Annotated in this window: 16 protein-coding genes; 11 read left to right on the top strand and 5 right to left on the bottom strand. The window is 61.1% G+C overall.

Annotated features, from left to right (window positions below; all coding sequences use genetic code 11):
* Positions 1-36 precede the first annotated feature (36 nt).
* From dsbD to DLM46_RS07715, 7 genes are all read left to right on the top strand, one after another.
* Positions 37-1,911 carry a protein-disulfide reductase DsbD gene (dsbD, locus tag DLM46_RS07745; protein ID WP_115100176.1) on the top strand — a complete coding sequence of 625 codons (1,875 nt, stop codon included), beginning with the start codon at positions 37-39 and terminating at the stop codon, positions 1,909-1,911.
* Positions 1,912-1,981: 70 nt separating this feature from the next.
* Positions 1,982-2,335, top strand: a complete 354-nt coding sequence (locus DLM46_RS07740) for a hypothetical protein (protein ID WP_244305962.1) — start codon at positions 1,982-1,984, stop codon at positions 2,333-2,335.
* A 242-nt stretch (positions 2,336-2,577) separates the two neighbouring features.
* Positions 2,578-2,781 (top strand): DUF2933 domain-containing protein, encoded by a 204-nt coding sequence (locus tag DLM46_RS07735; protein WP_115100174.1) that lies wholly within the window; start codon positions 2,578-2,580, stop codon positions 2,779-2,781.
* Between the two features lie 95 nt (positions 2,782-2,876).
* Positions 2,877-3,449, top strand: a complete 573-nt coding sequence (locus DLM46_RS40090) for a PCYCGC motif-containing (lipo)protein (RefSeq protein WP_244305960.1) — start codon at positions 2,877-2,879, stop codon at positions 3,447-3,449.
* Positions 3,450-3,511: 62 nt separating this feature from the next.
* Positions 3,512-3,829, top strand: coding sequence for a P-II family nitrogen regulator (locus DLM46_RS07725; protein ID WP_115100173.1), 318 nt, complete (start codon positions 3,512-3,514; stop codon positions 3,827-3,829).
* Between the two features lie 84 nt (positions 3,830-3,913).
* Positions 3,914-5,575 (top strand): multicopper oxidase family protein, encoded by a 1,662-nt coding sequence (locus DLM46_RS07720; RefSeq protein ID WP_115100172.1) that lies wholly within the window; start codon positions 3,914-3,916, stop codon positions 5,573-5,575.
* Positions 5,576-5,653: 78 nt separating this feature from the next.
* On the top strand, positions 5,654-5,965 hold the full coding sequence (locus tag DLM46_RS07715) for a high-potential iron-sulfur protein (protein WP_115100171.1): 312 nt from the start codon (positions 5,654-5,656) through the stop codon (positions 5,963-5,965).
* Positions 5,966-6,020: 55 nt separating this feature from the next.
* Here DLM46_RS07715 and DLM46_RS07710 read toward each other — a convergent pair whose 3' ends face one another.
* The 4 genes from DLM46_RS07710 to DLM46_RS07695 all read right to left on the bottom strand — a co-directional run bounded on the left by DLM46_RS07710 (position 6,021) and on the right by DLM46_RS07695 (position 10,162).
* A complete protein-coding gene (locus DLM46_RS07710; RefSeq protein WP_115100170.1) occupies positions 6,021-6,962 on the bottom strand; it encodes a 3-hydroxyacyl-CoA dehydrogenase NAD-binding domain-containing protein in 942 nt (313 codons plus the stop codon).
* Positions 6,963-6,965: 3 nt separating this feature from the next.
* Complete coding sequence (locus DLM46_RS07705) at positions 6,966-7,886, bottom strand: beta-keto acid cleavage family enzyme (RefSeq protein WP_115100169.1); 921 nt, start codon at positions 7,884-7,886, stop codon at positions 6,966-6,968.
* 59 nt (positions 7,887-7,945) lie between these two features.
* Complete coding sequence (locus tag DLM46_RS07700; RefSeq protein WP_115100168.1) at positions 7,946-9,313, bottom strand: MFS transporter; 1,368 nt, start codon at positions 9,311-9,313, stop codon at positions 7,946-7,948.
* A gap of 144 nt (positions 9,314-9,457) precedes the next feature.
* Entirely contained in the window at positions 9,458-10,162 is a 705-nt protein-coding gene (locus tag DLM46_RS07695) for a Crp/Fnr family transcriptional regulator (protein ID WP_115100167.1), read from the bottom strand.
* 113 nt (positions 10,163-10,275) lie between these two features.
* Between DLM46_RS07695 and DLM46_RS07690 the strand changes: the two genes are divergently transcribed.
* The 4 genes from DLM46_RS07690 to DLM46_RS07675 all read left to right on the top strand — a co-directional run bounded on the left by DLM46_RS07690 (position 10,276) and on the right by DLM46_RS07675 (position 13,958).
* A complete protein-coding gene (locus tag DLM46_RS07690) occupies positions 10,276-10,689 on the top strand; it encodes an acyl-CoA thioesterase (protein WP_115100166.1) in 414 nt (137 codons plus the stop codon).
* Between the two features lie 36 nt (positions 10,690-10,725).
* Positions 10,726-11,499 carry an SDR family oxidoreductase gene (locus tag DLM46_RS07685; protein WP_115100165.1) on the top strand — a complete coding sequence of 258 codons (774 nt, stop codon included), beginning with the start codon at positions 10,726-10,728 and terminating at the stop codon, positions 11,497-11,499.
* A gap of 101 nt (positions 11,500-11,600) precedes the next feature.
* On the top strand, positions 11,601-13,514 hold the full coding sequence (locus DLM46_RS07680) for an FAD-binding monooxygenase (RefSeq protein WP_115100164.1): 1,914 nt from the start codon (positions 11,601-11,603) through the stop codon (positions 13,512-13,514).
* Positions 13,515-13,517: 3 nt separating this feature from the next.
* Positions 13,518-13,958 (top strand): MarR family winged helix-turn-helix transcriptional regulator, encoded by a 441-nt coding sequence (locus tag DLM46_RS07675; protein WP_115100163.1) that lies wholly within the window; start codon positions 13,518-13,520, stop codon positions 13,956-13,958.
* A gap of 137 nt (positions 13,959-14,095) precedes the next feature.
* On the opposite strand, the gene DLM46_RS07670 is transcribed toward DLM46_RS07675, so the two are convergent.
* Complete coding sequence (locus DLM46_RS07670; protein WP_115100162.1) at positions 14,096-14,917, bottom strand: alpha/beta hydrolase; 822 nt, start codon at positions 14,915-14,917, stop codon at positions 14,096-14,098.
* Positions 14,918-15,008 lie beyond the last annotated feature (91 nt).

The raw sequence follows: 15,008 nt of genomic DNA, 5'->3' as shown, positions 1-15,008 counted from the left end.
CGCGTTTTCGCTCACGTCTTGAGCAGGAGTACTACCATGCGAACGACATCAACCAGCAAACGCGGCGGCATGCGTCGTCTGGCGGGCACGCTGCACCGGGCGTTGCGCATGGTGCTCGCTTTTCTGCTCGTGCTCACTTCCTTCGCTGCGCATGCAGTGAGCGAGTCCGATCTGCTGTCACCCCGTGATGCCTTCCCACTGAAGGTCAGCCTCAGCGGGCCGCAGCAGGTGACGCTCGACTTCGGTACAAAACCCGGGTACTACCTGTACCGGGATCGCTTCAGCTTCGCGGTGGATGGCGTGCCCGTGAAGCCGGCCGGGATGCCGGCGTCAGAATCGAAGAATGACCCGACGTTCGGGGTAGTGCAGGTTTATCACCGGCCAGTGCAACTACAGCTTCCTCTTCCTCACGTTATCGCATCGGGCATCGTGCTTTCCGTCACGTCGCAGGGCTGCTCGGACCTGGGCGTGTGTTATCCGCCGCTGACGCGGACCTACCGGATCGCGGCCGACGGGACCGTCGCCGCCATCGTGCAGGACGGGACGGCAACGGCGACGACAGGCTCGGGTGAAACCACAGTCGCTGGTGAAAATCGGACGCTTAGTGTTTTCGGTCTGAATCTGCGACCGGCGAACGGCCTTGGCGTACCTGAATTACTGGGCTTCCTCCTGGCTGGCCTGTTGATGGCGGGCACGGTGTGCATGTATCCGCTCATCCCGATCGTGACCGCCGTTATCGGTGGCACCCGAGACCTACCGCACCGGTGGCGTGGCTTCGCGTTGTCGTTCACCTACGTGCAAGGACTCGCGCTGACCTATGCGCTGGCAGGCACCGTTGCGGCGCTTGCCGGTATTCCGCTGGTGGCCCTGACGCAAAAACCCTGGGTACTGGCCGGCTTCGGCGTGCTCATGGTGCTACTCGCACTTGCCATGTTCGGGGTGTTCCGGCTGCAGTTACCCGCAAGCGCGCAGACTCGCTTGACCGAATGGAGCAATCGTCTGCCAGGGGGCCGGATTGTTCCGGTGTTCGTGATGGGCATGCTGTCCGCGCTGATCGTCGGGCCGTGCTCCACACCGGCACTGGCGGGCGCGCTGCTGTATATCGCCAACAGCCGTGACGTGATCGGCGGAGCGCTGGCACTCTATGTGATGGGCATCGGCATCGGTCTTCCGCTGTTGCTGGTTGGCACGTTCGGGGCGCACGTTCTGCCCAGGTCGGGCCACTGGATGGTCGCGGTGCAGAACACGCTGGGTGTCATGCTGTTGGCTGCAGCCCTGTGGTTCGTTTATTCGTTACTGCCAGACTGGCTGCTGATGGTGCTGATCGCGTTGCTGCTGGCTGGCTGCGGCATGATGCTGCGCGCCATCGACCCGCTGCCGCCAGATGCTGCTGGTGTCGTTCGTATAGGCAAGGCAGTCGGACTATTGTTGCTGGTTGCCGGAGTCGCTGAATTCATTGGTGTTGCATCGGGCAATTTCGACGTTCTGAAACCGCTCGGCGGCGTGGTGCGCGTATCGTCACCGGTGAGCGCAAACGCGGATGCAAGTGCAACGGCGCGGTTTGAAATGGTACGGACGAGTGCCGAGTTGGACCAGGCGCTCAAGGCCGCGCGTGGCCAGCCAGTCATGCTGGATTTCTATGCGGACTGGTGCGTCACCTGCAAAGAACTCGAACGCTTCACCTTCGCCGACCCGCGCGTGGTGAATGAATTTGCGCACTGGAAACTGCTGAAGATTGATGTGACAAAAGGCACCACCGAGGACGTCCTGATGCTGCGGCGTTATGGACTGTTCGGGCCGCCCGCACTGATTTTCTATGACCGCAACGGTGAGGAGCAAGATGACGCGCAGTTGGTGGGGTTTGTCGGTGCCGACGCGTTTCTGACACACCTCAAACGATGGGACCGGTAAGTCATGAAACCGCTTTCTGGATCGCCGCCAAGGCGTGGAAACGCGCAGCCGCAGCGCCTATACTGAACCCATGAAATTCTGGACCCGCTTCGTCGCCTGCTTTCTGATCGCGTGGTTGCCGCTGCTCGGCTACACCGCGCAGGCGGGCGCGTGTCCGGAAATGATGTCTTCGGGCATGTCGCGACCGGCAGGCGTTTCCTCCATGACAGGTATGCCACCCGATGCGCAGAAGGCATCCACGCATGCAAGCGGCGCCGCGTCGGTCTGTCATGGTTCTGGTGGTCTGTCATGTGGCGCGGCTATCTTGCCGGCCACGCATGCCGCGCTCGACATCCCATCGTTGCCGGTGTACCGGGCAACGATTCCGTTCCTCTTCGGGCAGTTCATCCCCGAACCGCTTCAGCCTCCCCCGCGAACCCTGTAGTCCGTCATCAACACGTCCCGGTTCCGCTGCCTGCGTGGCAGTGCGAGTGCGCGCACGTGCGCCGCAGGCGACGTTGCCCGGGAACTGGCTTGCTCGCACCCGTCACGCCTGCTTCGACAGACGTGACGAGGGCAACGGGCGATGCCAGGTCGAGGTATGCCGACAGACCGGGCATATCGACGTCGAAGTGATGTGCGACAGTCCGGGTTCGAAGGACACACCACGTGTCGGGAAAACATTCCATGAAAAGCAACGTGAAAGCGACGGTCACGATGGTGCTGGGTCTCGTGGTCCTGGTCGCGCTGGGATATTGGCTGCTGCCTCAGTTCCGGGTTTCCTGGCTGAACCTCATCGTTCTCGCCTGCCTGGTGATCTGCCCGCTGTCGATGCTGTTCATGATGCGTGGCAAGCGGCCGGACAGGGATCGACCGGACCACGAGGACTGATGTGAACGTGAGCAGGATGCATCGCATGTGCTTCTGCAGTGCGGCTACGCATGTCGCCCTGTAGCAGGCATCTTGTGACGACGAGAGAAGCTGTAATGAAACATCGAGATCACAACCGGAAGGCTGCGGGTACGCAGGGAGCTGGCATACCCGCAGCGACGCACCGCCCCGATGGCAGGAGATGGCGCCTGCTGGCACTGTTCATCCTGGCGTTCGCCGTCTTCCCTGCCGTGTACGCATTGTTGCCTCTCATCACGAGGCACCGGCTGCTCAGCCTAGCCGCCGCGAAACCGGATTCACCTGCGGCGCCTCAGTCCAAGTGGCAGGTGGGCATGCTGCGTCCGAACGGATTGCGCATCATTCCGAGCGGACGGTCGGATGCATCTCACGTTCTTGATCCGAACCAGTTTTCCGACAAGGGCATCAGGCACTCCTACTGGGTGGCGACACAGATACCCGCGGTATTGAACCAGCTCTACTGCTGGTGTGGCTGCGAAAACCGCGGCGTGCATCGCTCCAACCTGCAATGCTTCGAAGACAAGATGGCGGTCGACTGCGCGGTGTGCCAGGGGACCGCGGAAATCGCCTGGCAGATGACGCAGAACGGGCATCGGGACGCCGGGAAAATTCAGGCCGCGGTCGATGCCAAATGGGCACCAAAAGGGTGACCCCAAAGCTGACCCAGGCAATATGAATAACGCTTCATTCGTCCGCTACTCAGGAGGAGATCATGGAAATCAGATGCGTTGTCGCCATCGTCAGGTCTGACATCCTGGAGACGCTCGAAAGGCGACTCGGCGCGATTCACATCCACGGTGTCACGGTCAGCAAGGTCAAGGGATTCGGCGCGCACCCGAACCTGTTTTCCAATGACTGGACGACTGAGCACATCAAGATCGAGATCTTCACCCAGGAAGCGAATGTCGACGCCCTTGTCAGGGAGATCACGGCCATCGCGCACGCGGGTGCGGGCGGGGACGGAGTCGTCGCAGTTTTCCCGGTCGAAAGGTTCTTCCGTATCAGCACCTCGTCCGAAGCAATGCCTTGAGCCGCAGCCCGGACCCGCTGTCAATGACGAACCGGGTAAAACGTTCAATCAACGGGTCTGAAGGCCAGTGGAACGGAGAACGATATGTTACGACTGGAGGATGCAACGCGGCGTGCCTTTCTGCGCGCGTCCACTCTGTCCTGTCTTGTCGCAGCCAGTGCGTCCGGGCTATTGACGCTGCGCCCGGCGCGAGCGCAACCGGGCGTCGTAAATCCACAGTTCGTTCCGGACCTTGAGGTCCAGTTGCGCGCCAGGGAAGACCACGTGCAGATCCTGCATGGAGAACCCACCCGCGTCTGGCGTTACGATGGCAAGGTCCTGAAGGGCGATCCTGGCAGTCTCGCTTTCCTGTCGAACGGTTACCTGCCCGTGTTGCGCGTGCAACGCGGCCAGAAAGTGAGGATCGACCTCGTCAACGAATTGCCCGAACCGACCATCATCCACTGGCATGGCCTGTACGTGCCGGCAGCCATGGACGGGCATCCGCGCAATGCAATTGCGACCGGCCAGCATTACGTCTACGAGTTTGAGGTGCTCAACCGGGCGGGGACGTACTGGTTCCATGCGCACCCGGACGGGCGTACCGGCGCGCAGATCTACTTCGGCCAGGCCGGGGTCCTGATCGTCGCAGATGACGAGGAGGCAGCCCTCGGCTTGCCCAGTGGTGCGTACGATGTGCCGCTGGTGATTCAGGACCGCGTGCTGGACGGCCAGAACCAGTTCACGTACCTGTCCGACAGCGACGGCGGAATGATGGGACGCGGCATGATGGGCGGTGGCGGCATGATGGGGCAGGGGATGATGGGCGGCGGCGGGATGATGGGCCGAGGCATGATGGGTGGTGATGGCACGGGGCAGATGATGGCGCGGATGATGGGTTTCCTGGGCGACCGGATTCTGGTCAACGGGAAGCCCGATTTCGTGTTGCCGGTAGCGACCCGTGCGTATCGCCTGCGGCTGCTGAATGCCTCGAACACGCGCATCTACAAGCTGGGCTGGAGCGACCGCTCGCCTCTCGCGATTATCGGTACCGACGGCGGACTGCTGGACAGGCCGGTGATGCGTCCGTACATCACGCTGTCACCCGCGGAACGCGCGGACATCTGGGTGAATTTCAGTCAGCGATCGATCGGAACTGAACTCACGCTGCAATGCCTGGCGTTCGATGGCGAGATGGCAATGGGCGGCATGATGGGTAATGCATCACTACCGAACGGTGCGTCGTTCCCCGTCCTGAAGGTCCGGGTCGAACAGCGCGCGAATGCAAAGGCCGAACTGCCAAAGCGGCTCGCGTCGCTACCGGTGGCTTTGCCTCGGGACGCGATCAATGCGCGAGCTCCGAAGGTGTTCAACATCACGATGGGAATGATGGTCTGGGGGATCAACGGGCGCAGCTTCGACATGGACAACGTGACAAAGACGGAAACCGTGAGGCGCAACAGCGCGGAACTCTGGGAATTCCGTAACGAGAAGTCGATGATGCTGATGGCTCATTCCATGCATGTCCACGGCCTGCAGTTCCGCGTGCTCGGCCGTACCGTACTGCCTGACTTCGTTTCCGCGCACCGCACCGTGGCTGCGGGACTGGTCGACGACGGGTGGAAAGACACCGTGCTGCTGATGCCTGGCGAGCGCATTCGGTTGCTGCTCCGGTTCGAGCACTATGCAGGCATGTTTCTCTACCATTGCCACATGCTGGAGCACGAGGATACCGGTTTGATGCGCAACTATCTGATCGAGACGTAACGAGGTGGCGCCCGCTATCCGCGACTGCGCTATCCGGTCGCGAAGCGAAAACAGTGGAAGGTAATCTGGAGTGAAACCATGAAATCATCCCGCCGTAGTTTCATGATCAGTGTAGTGGGCGTTGCGTCGTCGCTCGTGCTGTCGCACGAAGCATGGGCCGACGCTGCTCCGGTCATGGAGTCCGATGCGAACGCTCAGGCGCTCGGATACAAAACCGATGCAGGGAAGGTCGACCGTGCAAAGTACCCGAAGTTTCAGACGGGGCAGACGTGTGCGAACTGCCAGTTCTTCCAGGGCAAGGCTGGCGATGCAACGGCGCCCTGTACGATCTTTGCGGGCAAGCTGGTGAACGCGAAAGGGTGGTGCAGCGCGTACGTAAAGAAGGCGTGAGGCGATGACGATCAGCAATGCGGTCTGGGCGCCGGAGGTCCTGATTGGCGTTCGCCTACGGAATCTGAGAAAGATTTCGCTTCGCCTCGAGGAGTTGAATCAGCAATTGATCGCGCTGGTGAAGCATTTCTGGAAAATCGTACGACTGCAGTTCCGTATCGACGCCTTTCGCGATCGACTCGATGTAGTCGTCCGTCTCGGGATACGTGCCCAGGTCTCTGGCCCACTCGCGCTGGGCCGCACCCAGATGCTGCAGCACATGCCTGATGCCACCGGCGCCTCCAGAAGCGTGAAGGTTGAGAAACGGGCCGAGCAGTGCCCAGCGCAAGCCTGGGCCGTAGGAGATCGCCGCGTCGACGTCCTCCACAGACGCGACACCGCGCTGTACAAGACTAATGGCTTCTTGCCAAAGCGCCACCTGCAGGCGGTTGGCGATATGACCTTTGACTTCTTTGTTGATCCGGATGACCTTCTTGCCCGTTGAGGAATAGAACGCCATGGTCCTCGCCAGGTTCTCGGGCGATGTAAGCCGGCCGCCACCGACCTCCACCAATGGAATGATGTGAGACGGATTGAATGGATGCCCAAGGACGATTCGTTCCGGATGCTTCGCGCCTGCCTGAATCTCGCTGATAGCCAGGCCCGACGACGACGAAGCGATGATCGCGTCTGCCCTTGCCGCCGATTCGATGCTTGCTATCAACGAGTGTTTGACATCCAGACGCTCGGGGCCGCTTTCCTGAATGAAATCGGCATTGCGCACCGCCGCGCGCACGTCAGTCGTGAAGGTCAGCTTGTCCCGCGAGGCGCCATTCGCCAGCCCGAGTCTCTCGACTACAGGCCAACAGTTGTCGATCCAGTCGCGCAGGCGCGACTCGGCCCCCGCGCCAGGATCCATCGCCGTGACCGCAAAACCATGCGCCAGGAAATGCGTCGCCCAGCCTGCGCCAATGACGCCGGTGCCGATGATGGCGATGTTGACGGCTCCCTTGGGCATTGTCTAACCCTCCAGGCAGGCAGCGTCGATTGTTTCGCGCAACGGCCGCAGTCCAATGATCTCGCGCGCCTCGGTCGGGGTGGCCGGCTCGTAACCCATCTCACGTACCAGGCGAACAAGCCGCTCGACCAATTGCACGTTGGTGGCCAACTCCCCCTGCTTGTAGTACAGGTTGTCTTCGAGCCCGACGCGCACGTGGCCACCCAGCAAGAGCGAATTCATCGCGGCGGGCAACTGCGCCGCGCCGATGGCGCTGACATTGAAGACGGTGTTGCGGGGCAGGTGGTCGACCATGGTCTGCAACAGGCGAGGCGTGTAGGGTAATGCGCCCTGGAAGGCATTGGCACCGATGACGATATTGATAAAGTGCGGCGCGTCGTCGAGGCCCTCGTTGATGGCGCGCTGTACATCCTGGACGATGTCGGCAAGGCCGAACACCTCCCATTCGGGCTTGATGCCCCGCTCTTTCATCATCTGGGCAATCTGCCGGATTCGCGATGGCGGCGTCGCCACCAGGATCTCCTTGCCGCCGAAGCTTGCGATCACGGTCTGTGCATCGAGCGTGCACATCTCGACGCCGTCACCCCGCATTCCCTTAAGGCGTTCCTCCCACTGGATCTCCCACAGGCCGTTGTCGAGTTCGCGAACCATGTCGCCGTTAATTCCGCCGCCGGTGGAGTTGTTCAGGATGATGTCGCACTTGTCGCGAATCAGCCGGTTGATGCGGCTATAGATGGCAGGATCGCAGGTGGCCTCGTCGTCAGGACGTCGCGCATGCACTGCAACGACACTGGCACCGGCGTTGTAGCACCGGTAGGTGTCGTCAGCGATCTCCTGCGGCTGTGTCGGCAGGTTCGGGTTCATTTTCTTGTTCGCCATGCCGCCGGTCGGCGCGACGGTCACAATGACTTTGGGCTTGCTCATGCTGGTCTTCTCCAGAGAAGAAATGGGTCTAAAGGACAGGATTGACTATGGTGGCTCGATCAGTGCGAGCTCACGCCATCCGCAGCGCCCACTCGGACCGCGCTCTTTGGCAGGCCCAGCAGGATCGTGAGGCCGCCCCCGATGACAAGAGCGGTCAAGACCAGGAGACCCATCTGGATGCTGCCGGTCGCGCCCTTGACCCAGCCGATCAGAGTCGGGCTGACGAAGCCGCCGAGGATACCCAGCGAGCTGATCACCGCGATGCCGGCTGCGGCTGCGTCCCGGCCAAGGTAGGTGGGAGGAATTGACCAGAACAGTGACCCGCCGCCAAAGATGAAGAACGCGGCAACGCACAGCAGGCCCATCACCGCGACGACGGCGGTGCCAAGAAAGGAAGTTGAAGCCAGGGCCACTGCGCCGAGAACCAAGGTTCCCCCGACATGCCAGCGACGCTCCTTGAATCGGTCCGAACTGCGGCTGATGACGAGAACGCCAAGCGCACCGAAGATATAGGGCACTGCCGCGTACCAGCCGATCGTGGCGATCGGGGCGATGCCGAGGCCCTTGATCATGGCCGGCAGCCAGAACGTGAGCGTGTAGACGGCGCAAGCGCAGCAGAAGTACACGAAGGCAAGCACGTAAGTCTTTGGGTCGGCCAGCGCCGCGGCGAGCCTGCCATGATGTCCAGCCTTTGCGGCGCCTCGGTGGTCGGAATCCAGGACCGACTGCACCAGCGCTTTCTCGGCATCGTTCAGCCAGGGCGCGCGGCCCGGCTTGTCCGGAAGCATGCGATACAGCAGGAGCCCCAGCAGAACTGTCGGCAAGCCTTCGACGAGGAAGAGCCACTGCCACCCATGCATGCCGCCGAGGCCCTCCATGCCGCTCATGACCATTCCCGACAGCGGGCCGCCCAGGACGCCCGTGATCGGCATGCCGAACAGAAACAGACCCGTCACACGTCCGCGGCGCTGGCTCGGGTACCAGTACGTCAAATACAGAATGATGCCAGGGAAGAAACCTGCTTCGAATACGCCGAGCATCAGCCTGATTCCGTAAAACTGCCACGGCGTCGTGACGAACGCGGTCGCGGCGGACGTGAAGCCCCACAGCACCATGATTCTTAAAAAGGTCAGCCGCGCACCGATCTTTTCGAGCAGCAGATTGCTGGGCACCTCGAACAGCAGATAGGTGACGAAGAAAATGCCGGCTCCGAGCCCATAGACAGCATCGGAGAAGGCCAGGTCGTGCTTCATCTGCAGTTGCGCGTAGCCGATGTTGATACGGTCGAGGAATGCGAAGATATAGGCGATCAAAACGAGCGGCATGACGCGCCAACTGATTTTACGGAAGACGGCGTCTTCGACTATCTGGTCCGTCGAGCTCTCGACAAACACGGCTGCGGCGGGCAGCGTACGAGCGCGAATCATGCGTGTCTCCTGGTCTTGTATGACACGCATTATTTCGGGCGACCGCTCCCACGACTGTCTATCGCGCGACAGTTGGGATTAGCGTAAACACCATGCAAAGCGCTAACGCCGCCGGCAATGATTCACGAAGAAAGATGGGTGGAGCTATCGTGCCAAGGCATGAAGCCCGGGCAAATCCAACACGACGATGCCGCCGTACTCGGTGCGCACGAGGCCGGAGTTCTTGAAGCGGGTCATCGCTTTATTGCATGTTTGACGCGACACGGCGGCCAGGTTGGCGAGCTCTTCCTGGGAGAGCGGCAAATGCGCCACGCCGCTCGGATTGGACAATGGTTGCACCATGCCCACGAGCGCCCGTGCAACAAGACCGTCGGTGTCGAGCAGTCCGTGCGCGGCGACGGCGCCCATGAACCAGTGCAGACGCTCGTTGACCTGTAACAGCAGAAATTCGTTGAACGACGGCTGCTGATCGCGCAGCCAGTTGAAGGTGGCGCGTGGAACCTGTGCGACGCGGCTGTTGCGCAACGCGATGAGATCGGACTCACGCGGGGCGTTCCGAATCAGCGTGCCTTCGCCGAACCAGCTGCCGACCGACTGTCCGCCCAACGTCACCGTCTGGCCGTCGCGCGCGGTGATTGACCACTTGATGAGGCCCTCGAGCATGCCAAACCAGACATGTTGCCTTTCGCCGTGGTGCCCCAGAGCCTGACCAGCAGCGACGGCGCGCTCCGACGCGTCAGAGCGCACGCGGGACTTCGCGGGTTCGTCCAGCCTCACGAACCACGGCGACTGAGCGAGCAGTTCGTCGACCGTAAGCGACATAGCGGCCATCCGCTTTTGCCTGGTCATCGCGTGCTCCCAGCGCCGCTCGCCCGGCGGCCAATGCGAAATGTCGCCGCACTGACAGTGTTGCGGGTGCAATACACGCACAATGGTCGGATTGGAAGCTGGAGCATAGACCCGTGAGTAAAGAAACTGTCTATCGTATCGATGTGCAATTCGGTGATTGCGACCCGGCCGGAATCGTCTTTTTTCCGAACTTCTCGCGCTGGATGGACGCCGCTTCACACAATTATTTTATACAGTGCGGCCTGCCGCCGTGGCGGGAGATGCGAGCGCTACCCCATTGCATCGGCGCGCCGCTGCTGGAGATGCACGCTGGTTTTCACACCTCGGCGACCTACGGTGAAAGTCTGGAGGTGCATACCGGCATTGAAGAGTGGCGAGGCAAAGTCTTTATTCAAAGCCACCGCATCATGCGCAACGATACGCTGATCTGCGAGGGTCGCGCGACTCGCGCGTTGTGTATCAAACAGGCCGATGGGCGGCTGAAGGCCGTCCCCGTGCCGGAGTTTATACGTGCCGCCTGCGAGTGAGCGGTGAGCGTGATCCAAGTCAGAGCAGGGGGATTCATGACCACATCAAAAGGCATGCGCGTGCTGGTGACCGCTGGTGCGGGCGGTATAGGACGCACCATTACGGAAGCATTCGTATCGGCAGGCGCGAGCGTTTTTGTCTGCGATATCGACGAAGCGGCGCTTCAAGAGATGCAAACGCAATTGCCGGGCGTCAGGGCATCGGTGTGCGACATCGCCGATCGCGCGGCGGCTTCGCGCATGGTCGAGGACGCCGCGTCCGCTCTCGGCGGCTTGGATGTTCTCGTGAACAACGCGGGCATTGCGGGACCGACCGCAAGTGTCGCGGAGATGGATCCGGACGCCTGGGAAGCGGTGCTTCGTCTGAACCTCACCGGGACGTTCATGGTGACGCAACGGGCCATCCCGTTCCTGAAGCAGTCGAGCGCGGGCGTGATTCTCATCATGTCGTCGCTCGCCGGCCGCTTCGGTTACCCGAACCGCAGTCCCTACGCGACGACCAAATGGGGTCTCATCGGATTCGCAAAGACCTTGTCGCGTGAGCTCGGCGAATTCGGCATACGAGTCAACGCGATTCTGCCGGGTGCCGTGGAAGGTCCACGGATTCAGCAGGTGCTGGCGGGACGCGCATCAGCCAGCGGCCGCACCGTCGCGCAGGAAGAGGCGGCTGCGCTCGCCAATCAATCCATCAAGCATTTTGTCGATCCGGCCGACATTGCCGCGCTCGCTGTTTTTCTGGCATCTGACGCCGGGCGTTCAATTTCCGGGCAAATGATCCCGATCGACGGAGATTCGCAAAGCGCATCCTGAGATCAGGGTAAACATCCATGATCACAAGAAGTGCTTTTATATAGTTGGTGTACGGAGTATATTCGTCACCAGGTGATCGAGACAGATTGGAGGAAGACATCATGCAATTTCATCTCAACGGTTTCCGCGTCGGGGATCCGACGATCGAGCCAGGCGCCGATGGCGCGCCTAGCGTCGAAATGCCCGATGCGGTCGATGTGCTCATCGTCGGAAGCGGACCGGCCGGGCTCGTGCTTGCGGCTCAGCTGTCGCAGTTTCCGTCGATCAGGACGCGCATCGTCGAGCGTCGCTCGGGCCCGTTGCTGATGGGGCAGGCAGACGGAGTCGCATGCCGCACCGTCGAGATGTTCAATGCATTCGGCCTTAGCGATCGCTTGTTGCGCGAAGCCTATTGGGTCAACGAAACCGTTTTTTGGAGACCAGATGCAGATGACCGTGGCGCGATCAAGCGTACCGGTCGTGTTCAGGATACCGAATCAGGTATGTCGGAGTTTCCGCACGTCATTGTCAATCAGGCCCGCGTGCAGGAGTATCTGCTCGATGTGATGCGCCGGTCCGCGCAACGGCTCGAACCGGATTACGATCTCGAGGTCGAGGACGTGCGGCGCGATAACGCGGGCGAGTATCCCGTACGCGTCACATTACGTCGAACGGATGCATCGCGGCTCAATGAAACAGTCACCGTGCGTGCTCGCTATGTCGTGGGCTCCGATGGCGCCCGCAGTCGTGTGCGTGCTGCCATCGGGCAGACGCTGCAAGGCGATGCGGCCAACCATGCGTGGGGCGTGATGGATGCACTTGCCGTCACCGACTTTCCGGACATCCGCCTGAAAGCGGCGATTCAGTCTGCAAACAACGGAAATCTGCTCATCATTCCGCGTGAAGGCGGTTATCTCGTGCGCTTTTACGTCGATCTGGGCGAAGTCACGCCGGAGAATCGCGACACGATCAAGCAGACCACGGTCGATCGCATCATTCAGACCGCGCAACGGATTCTGCATCCCTATTCACTCGACGTGAAAGAAGTTGCGTGGTTTTCGGTTTATGAAGTGGGGCAGCGTCTGACCGATCGCTTCGACGATGCCATCGCCGCCGATGGAACATCTCGCGAGCCGCGCGTGTTCATCGCTGGTGATGCCTGTCACACGCATAGCGCGAAAGCGGGTCAGGGCATGAACGTTTCGATGCAGGACGGCTTCAATCTCGGCTGGAAGCTCGGCGCGGTGCTGCAAGGACTTAGCGACATCGACCTGTTACGCACGTATTCCGATGAACGCCAGCCCGTCGCGCAAGAACTGATCGACTTCGACAAGGAATGGTCAGCCATGATGGCCGCCCCGCCGAAAGACCCCAACCGCCCCGAAGCAGGCGGTGTCGATCCAACCGAACTGCAGGACTATTTCGTTCGCGCGGGTCGGTATACGGCGGGCGTAGCGACGCGATATCGGCCGGGCGCGTTGACGGGCGAATCGACATATCAATCGCTCGCGAGCGGCTTCACCATCGGCACGCGCTTTCATTCGTCGCCCGTCGTTCGTCTCGCCGATGCGAAGCCGGTGCAACTCGGTCACGCGGCACGCGCCGATGGTCGCTGGCGCCTGTACGCTTTCTCGGACGCAAGCGGAGGTGCGCTCAATGCACTGTGCGAACATCTCGCCAGGTCGCCCGATTCGATCTTGCGTCTCGTCACGCCGGAAGATGCCGATGCGGATAGCGTCTTCGATCTTCGCGCAGTGTTGCAGCAGCCTCATCGCGAAGTACGACTCGAGGATCTACATGCGTTGTTGCTGCCGCGCAAGGGACGCTACGGCCTCATTGACTACGAGAAAGCATTTACGAGCGACGCGGCGACTGATATCTTCGACGAGCGTGGCATCGACCGGGAACGGGGCGCGCTCGTCGTGGTCCGTCCGGACCAGTACGTCGCGCATGTACTTCCGCTTGACGCCTACGCCGAATTGAAGGCATTTTTGCGGCCCATTTTCCGAACGAACACCTCTTCGCTACACGCTTAGAAATTGCCGACCAAACACGACGACCCCGAAACGCTGTCCAGATTCACGGGCAGCCTGGTACGCCGCGCCCAGCAGCGCCACGTAGCGGTATGGCTCAGCGTAGTCTCCGCCGAGATCACGAGCGTTCAGTACGCGGCGCTCGAAATCTTGCAGATGACGCCCGGCGTCAATCAACGACAACTCGGCGATGAACTCGACGTGGACCGTTCGACAATCGCTGATCTAGTCGCGCGTATGGTCCGCAATAATTTGATCGAACGCTCGGACGATCCCGTCGACAAACGTAGCTATGTGCTGTTCCTTACTCCCGCCGGCAAGAAGCAGCTTGCGACGTTGCGTCCACGTGTCGAGGAGCTCGAGCGCATTCTCACTGCGAGGCTGACGCCGGCCGAATGTCTGGAGTTGCGGCGCCTGCTTTTGGCGCTATTGCCCCTCGGGGAATAGTGCGTTCGTTACCCGCAGGGGTGTCGTTGCGGCCGTTCACAGGTCTCGCCGAGTAATCGTTCGGCTGCCGCGACTTGGCGTTGCTCCGCTGCGCGTGCGACCGTCAATTGTCTTCAGGGAACACGAGCCGCCAAAGGCTAGCCTAACCGGTCGAGCGCACTCATCAAGATGCCGTCCGGTCGAGCAAGGTCGTCGAGCACCGAGAAATGGGTACACGCCGGCACGTGAACGTGTTCGACTTTCTCCCCTGCTGCGTTACATGCTGCCGCATACTCGTCTGACTGACGCACCAGCTCGGGCAGTTCCGCGGCACCGACCGCGACGATCATCGGCGCTCCCTTGCCTATATGGTGCAACGGACTGTAGGTGTCGATTTCGTCCTTGCTCAGTTGCAGCTTGTCGTTGAGCCAGGAAAGGCTGATCGGCTCAAGATCGACCAGAGCGCTGATCGCCAGCGCACGCGTGACAACCGGGTGCGCGCGATGCAGCGCCGTCAGATGACCGCCGGCCGAATGACCGCTGAGACACACCTGGCGACCTGCTGTTCCAAGCCCTTCGGCGTCGGCCCCGAGGTGATCCAATAGACGGCCGATTTCCCCAGCGATTTGCGTGATCGATGCTTCCGGCGCAAGCGTGTATTCGGCCAGTACAACATTGAAGCCTCTGGCAAGCGCGCCATCCGCGATAAACGCAAAATCTTCCTTGGCGCAGTTCTGCCAGTAGCCACCGTGGATGAAGATGAAGGTGGGCGCTCCGGAATTGCCGCAGGGAAGCCAGTCAAAACGTTCGCGGGGGTGCTCGCCATAGCGCAGGTCGCGCCGGCACGAGACTCTTTCATAGAGCTTCGCGCTGCGCGACTGAAAAACCCGCAGCACTTCGGGGAAATCCGGAATTGCTTGCGTGTTGTTGTAGGCGGCGTCAAGCGTCGCCCGATCCATCCCGCGATAGAGATTCGTCATAGTCAGTTAGCCTCGGTCGTAAAGATCTGGAGGTATGGATTCCTAGGTGTTTTAAGGCGCTTCGCGCCGGTGTGCGTATTGCGTGGGCGGC

Origin of the sequence: Paraburkholderia lacunae (assembly GCF_003353175.1) — a bacterium.
GTDB classification, from domain to species: domain Bacteria; phylum Pseudomonadota; class Gammaproteobacteria; order Burkholderiales; family Burkholderiaceae; genus Paraburkholderia; species Paraburkholderia lacunae.
This window is presented reverse-complemented; position numbering and strand designations above follow the sequence as displayed.

Coding starts and splice junctions, on each gene's coding strand:
- DLM46_RS07705 (WP_115100169.1), bottom strand. CDS start 7,886: ATGAGCAAGCCCAAAGTCATTGTGACCGTCGCGCCGACCGGCGGCATG.
- DLM46_RS07715 (WP_115100171.1), top strand. CDS start 5,654: ATGAAATCATCCCGCCGTAGTTTCATGATCAGTGTAGTGGGCGTTGCG.
- DLM46_RS07725 (WP_115100173.1), top strand. CDS start 3,512: ATGGAAATCAGATGCGTTGTCGCCATCGTCAGGTCTGACATCCTGGAG.
- DLM46_RS07685 (WP_115100165.1), top strand. CDS start 10,726: ATGACCACATCAAAAGGCATGCGCGTGCTGGTGACCGCTGGTGCGGGC.
- DLM46_RS40090 (WP_244305960.1), top strand. CDS start 2,877: ATGAAACATCGAGATCACAACCGGAAGGCTGCGGGTACGCAGGGAGCT.
- DLM46_RS07710 (WP_115100170.1), bottom strand. CDS start 6,962: ATGCCCAAGGGAGCCGTCAACATCGCCATCATCGGCACCGGCGTCATT.
- DLM46_RS07735 (WP_115100174.1), top strand. CDS start 2,578: ATGAAAAGCAACGTGAAAGCGACGGTCACGATGGTGCTGGGTCTCGTG.
- DLM46_RS07695 (WP_115100167.1), bottom strand. CDS start 10,162: ATGACCAGGCAAAAGCGGATGGCCGCTATGTCGCTTACGGTCGACGAA.
- DLM46_RS07670 (WP_115100162.1), bottom strand. CDS start 14,917: ATGACGAATCTCTATCGCGGGATGGATCGGGCGACGCTTGACGCCGCC.
- dsbD (WP_115100176.1), top strand. CDS start 37: ATGCGAACGACATCAACCAGCAAACGCGGCGGCATGCGTCGTCTGGCG.
- DLM46_RS07700 (WP_115100168.1), bottom strand. CDS start 9,313: ATGATTCGCGCTCGTACGCTGCCCGCCGCAGCCGTGTTTGTCGAGAGC.
- DLM46_RS07740 (WP_244305962.1), top strand. CDS start 1,982: ATGAAATTCTGGACCCGCTTCGTCGCCTGCTTTCTGATCGCGTGGTTG.
- DLM46_RS07680 (WP_115100164.1), top strand. CDS start 11,601: ATGCAATTTCATCTCAACGGTTTCCGCGTCGGGGATCCGACGATCGAG.
- DLM46_RS07720 (WP_115100172.1), top strand. CDS start 3,914: ATGTTACGACTGGAGGATGCAACGCGGCGTGCCTTTCTGCGCGCGTCC.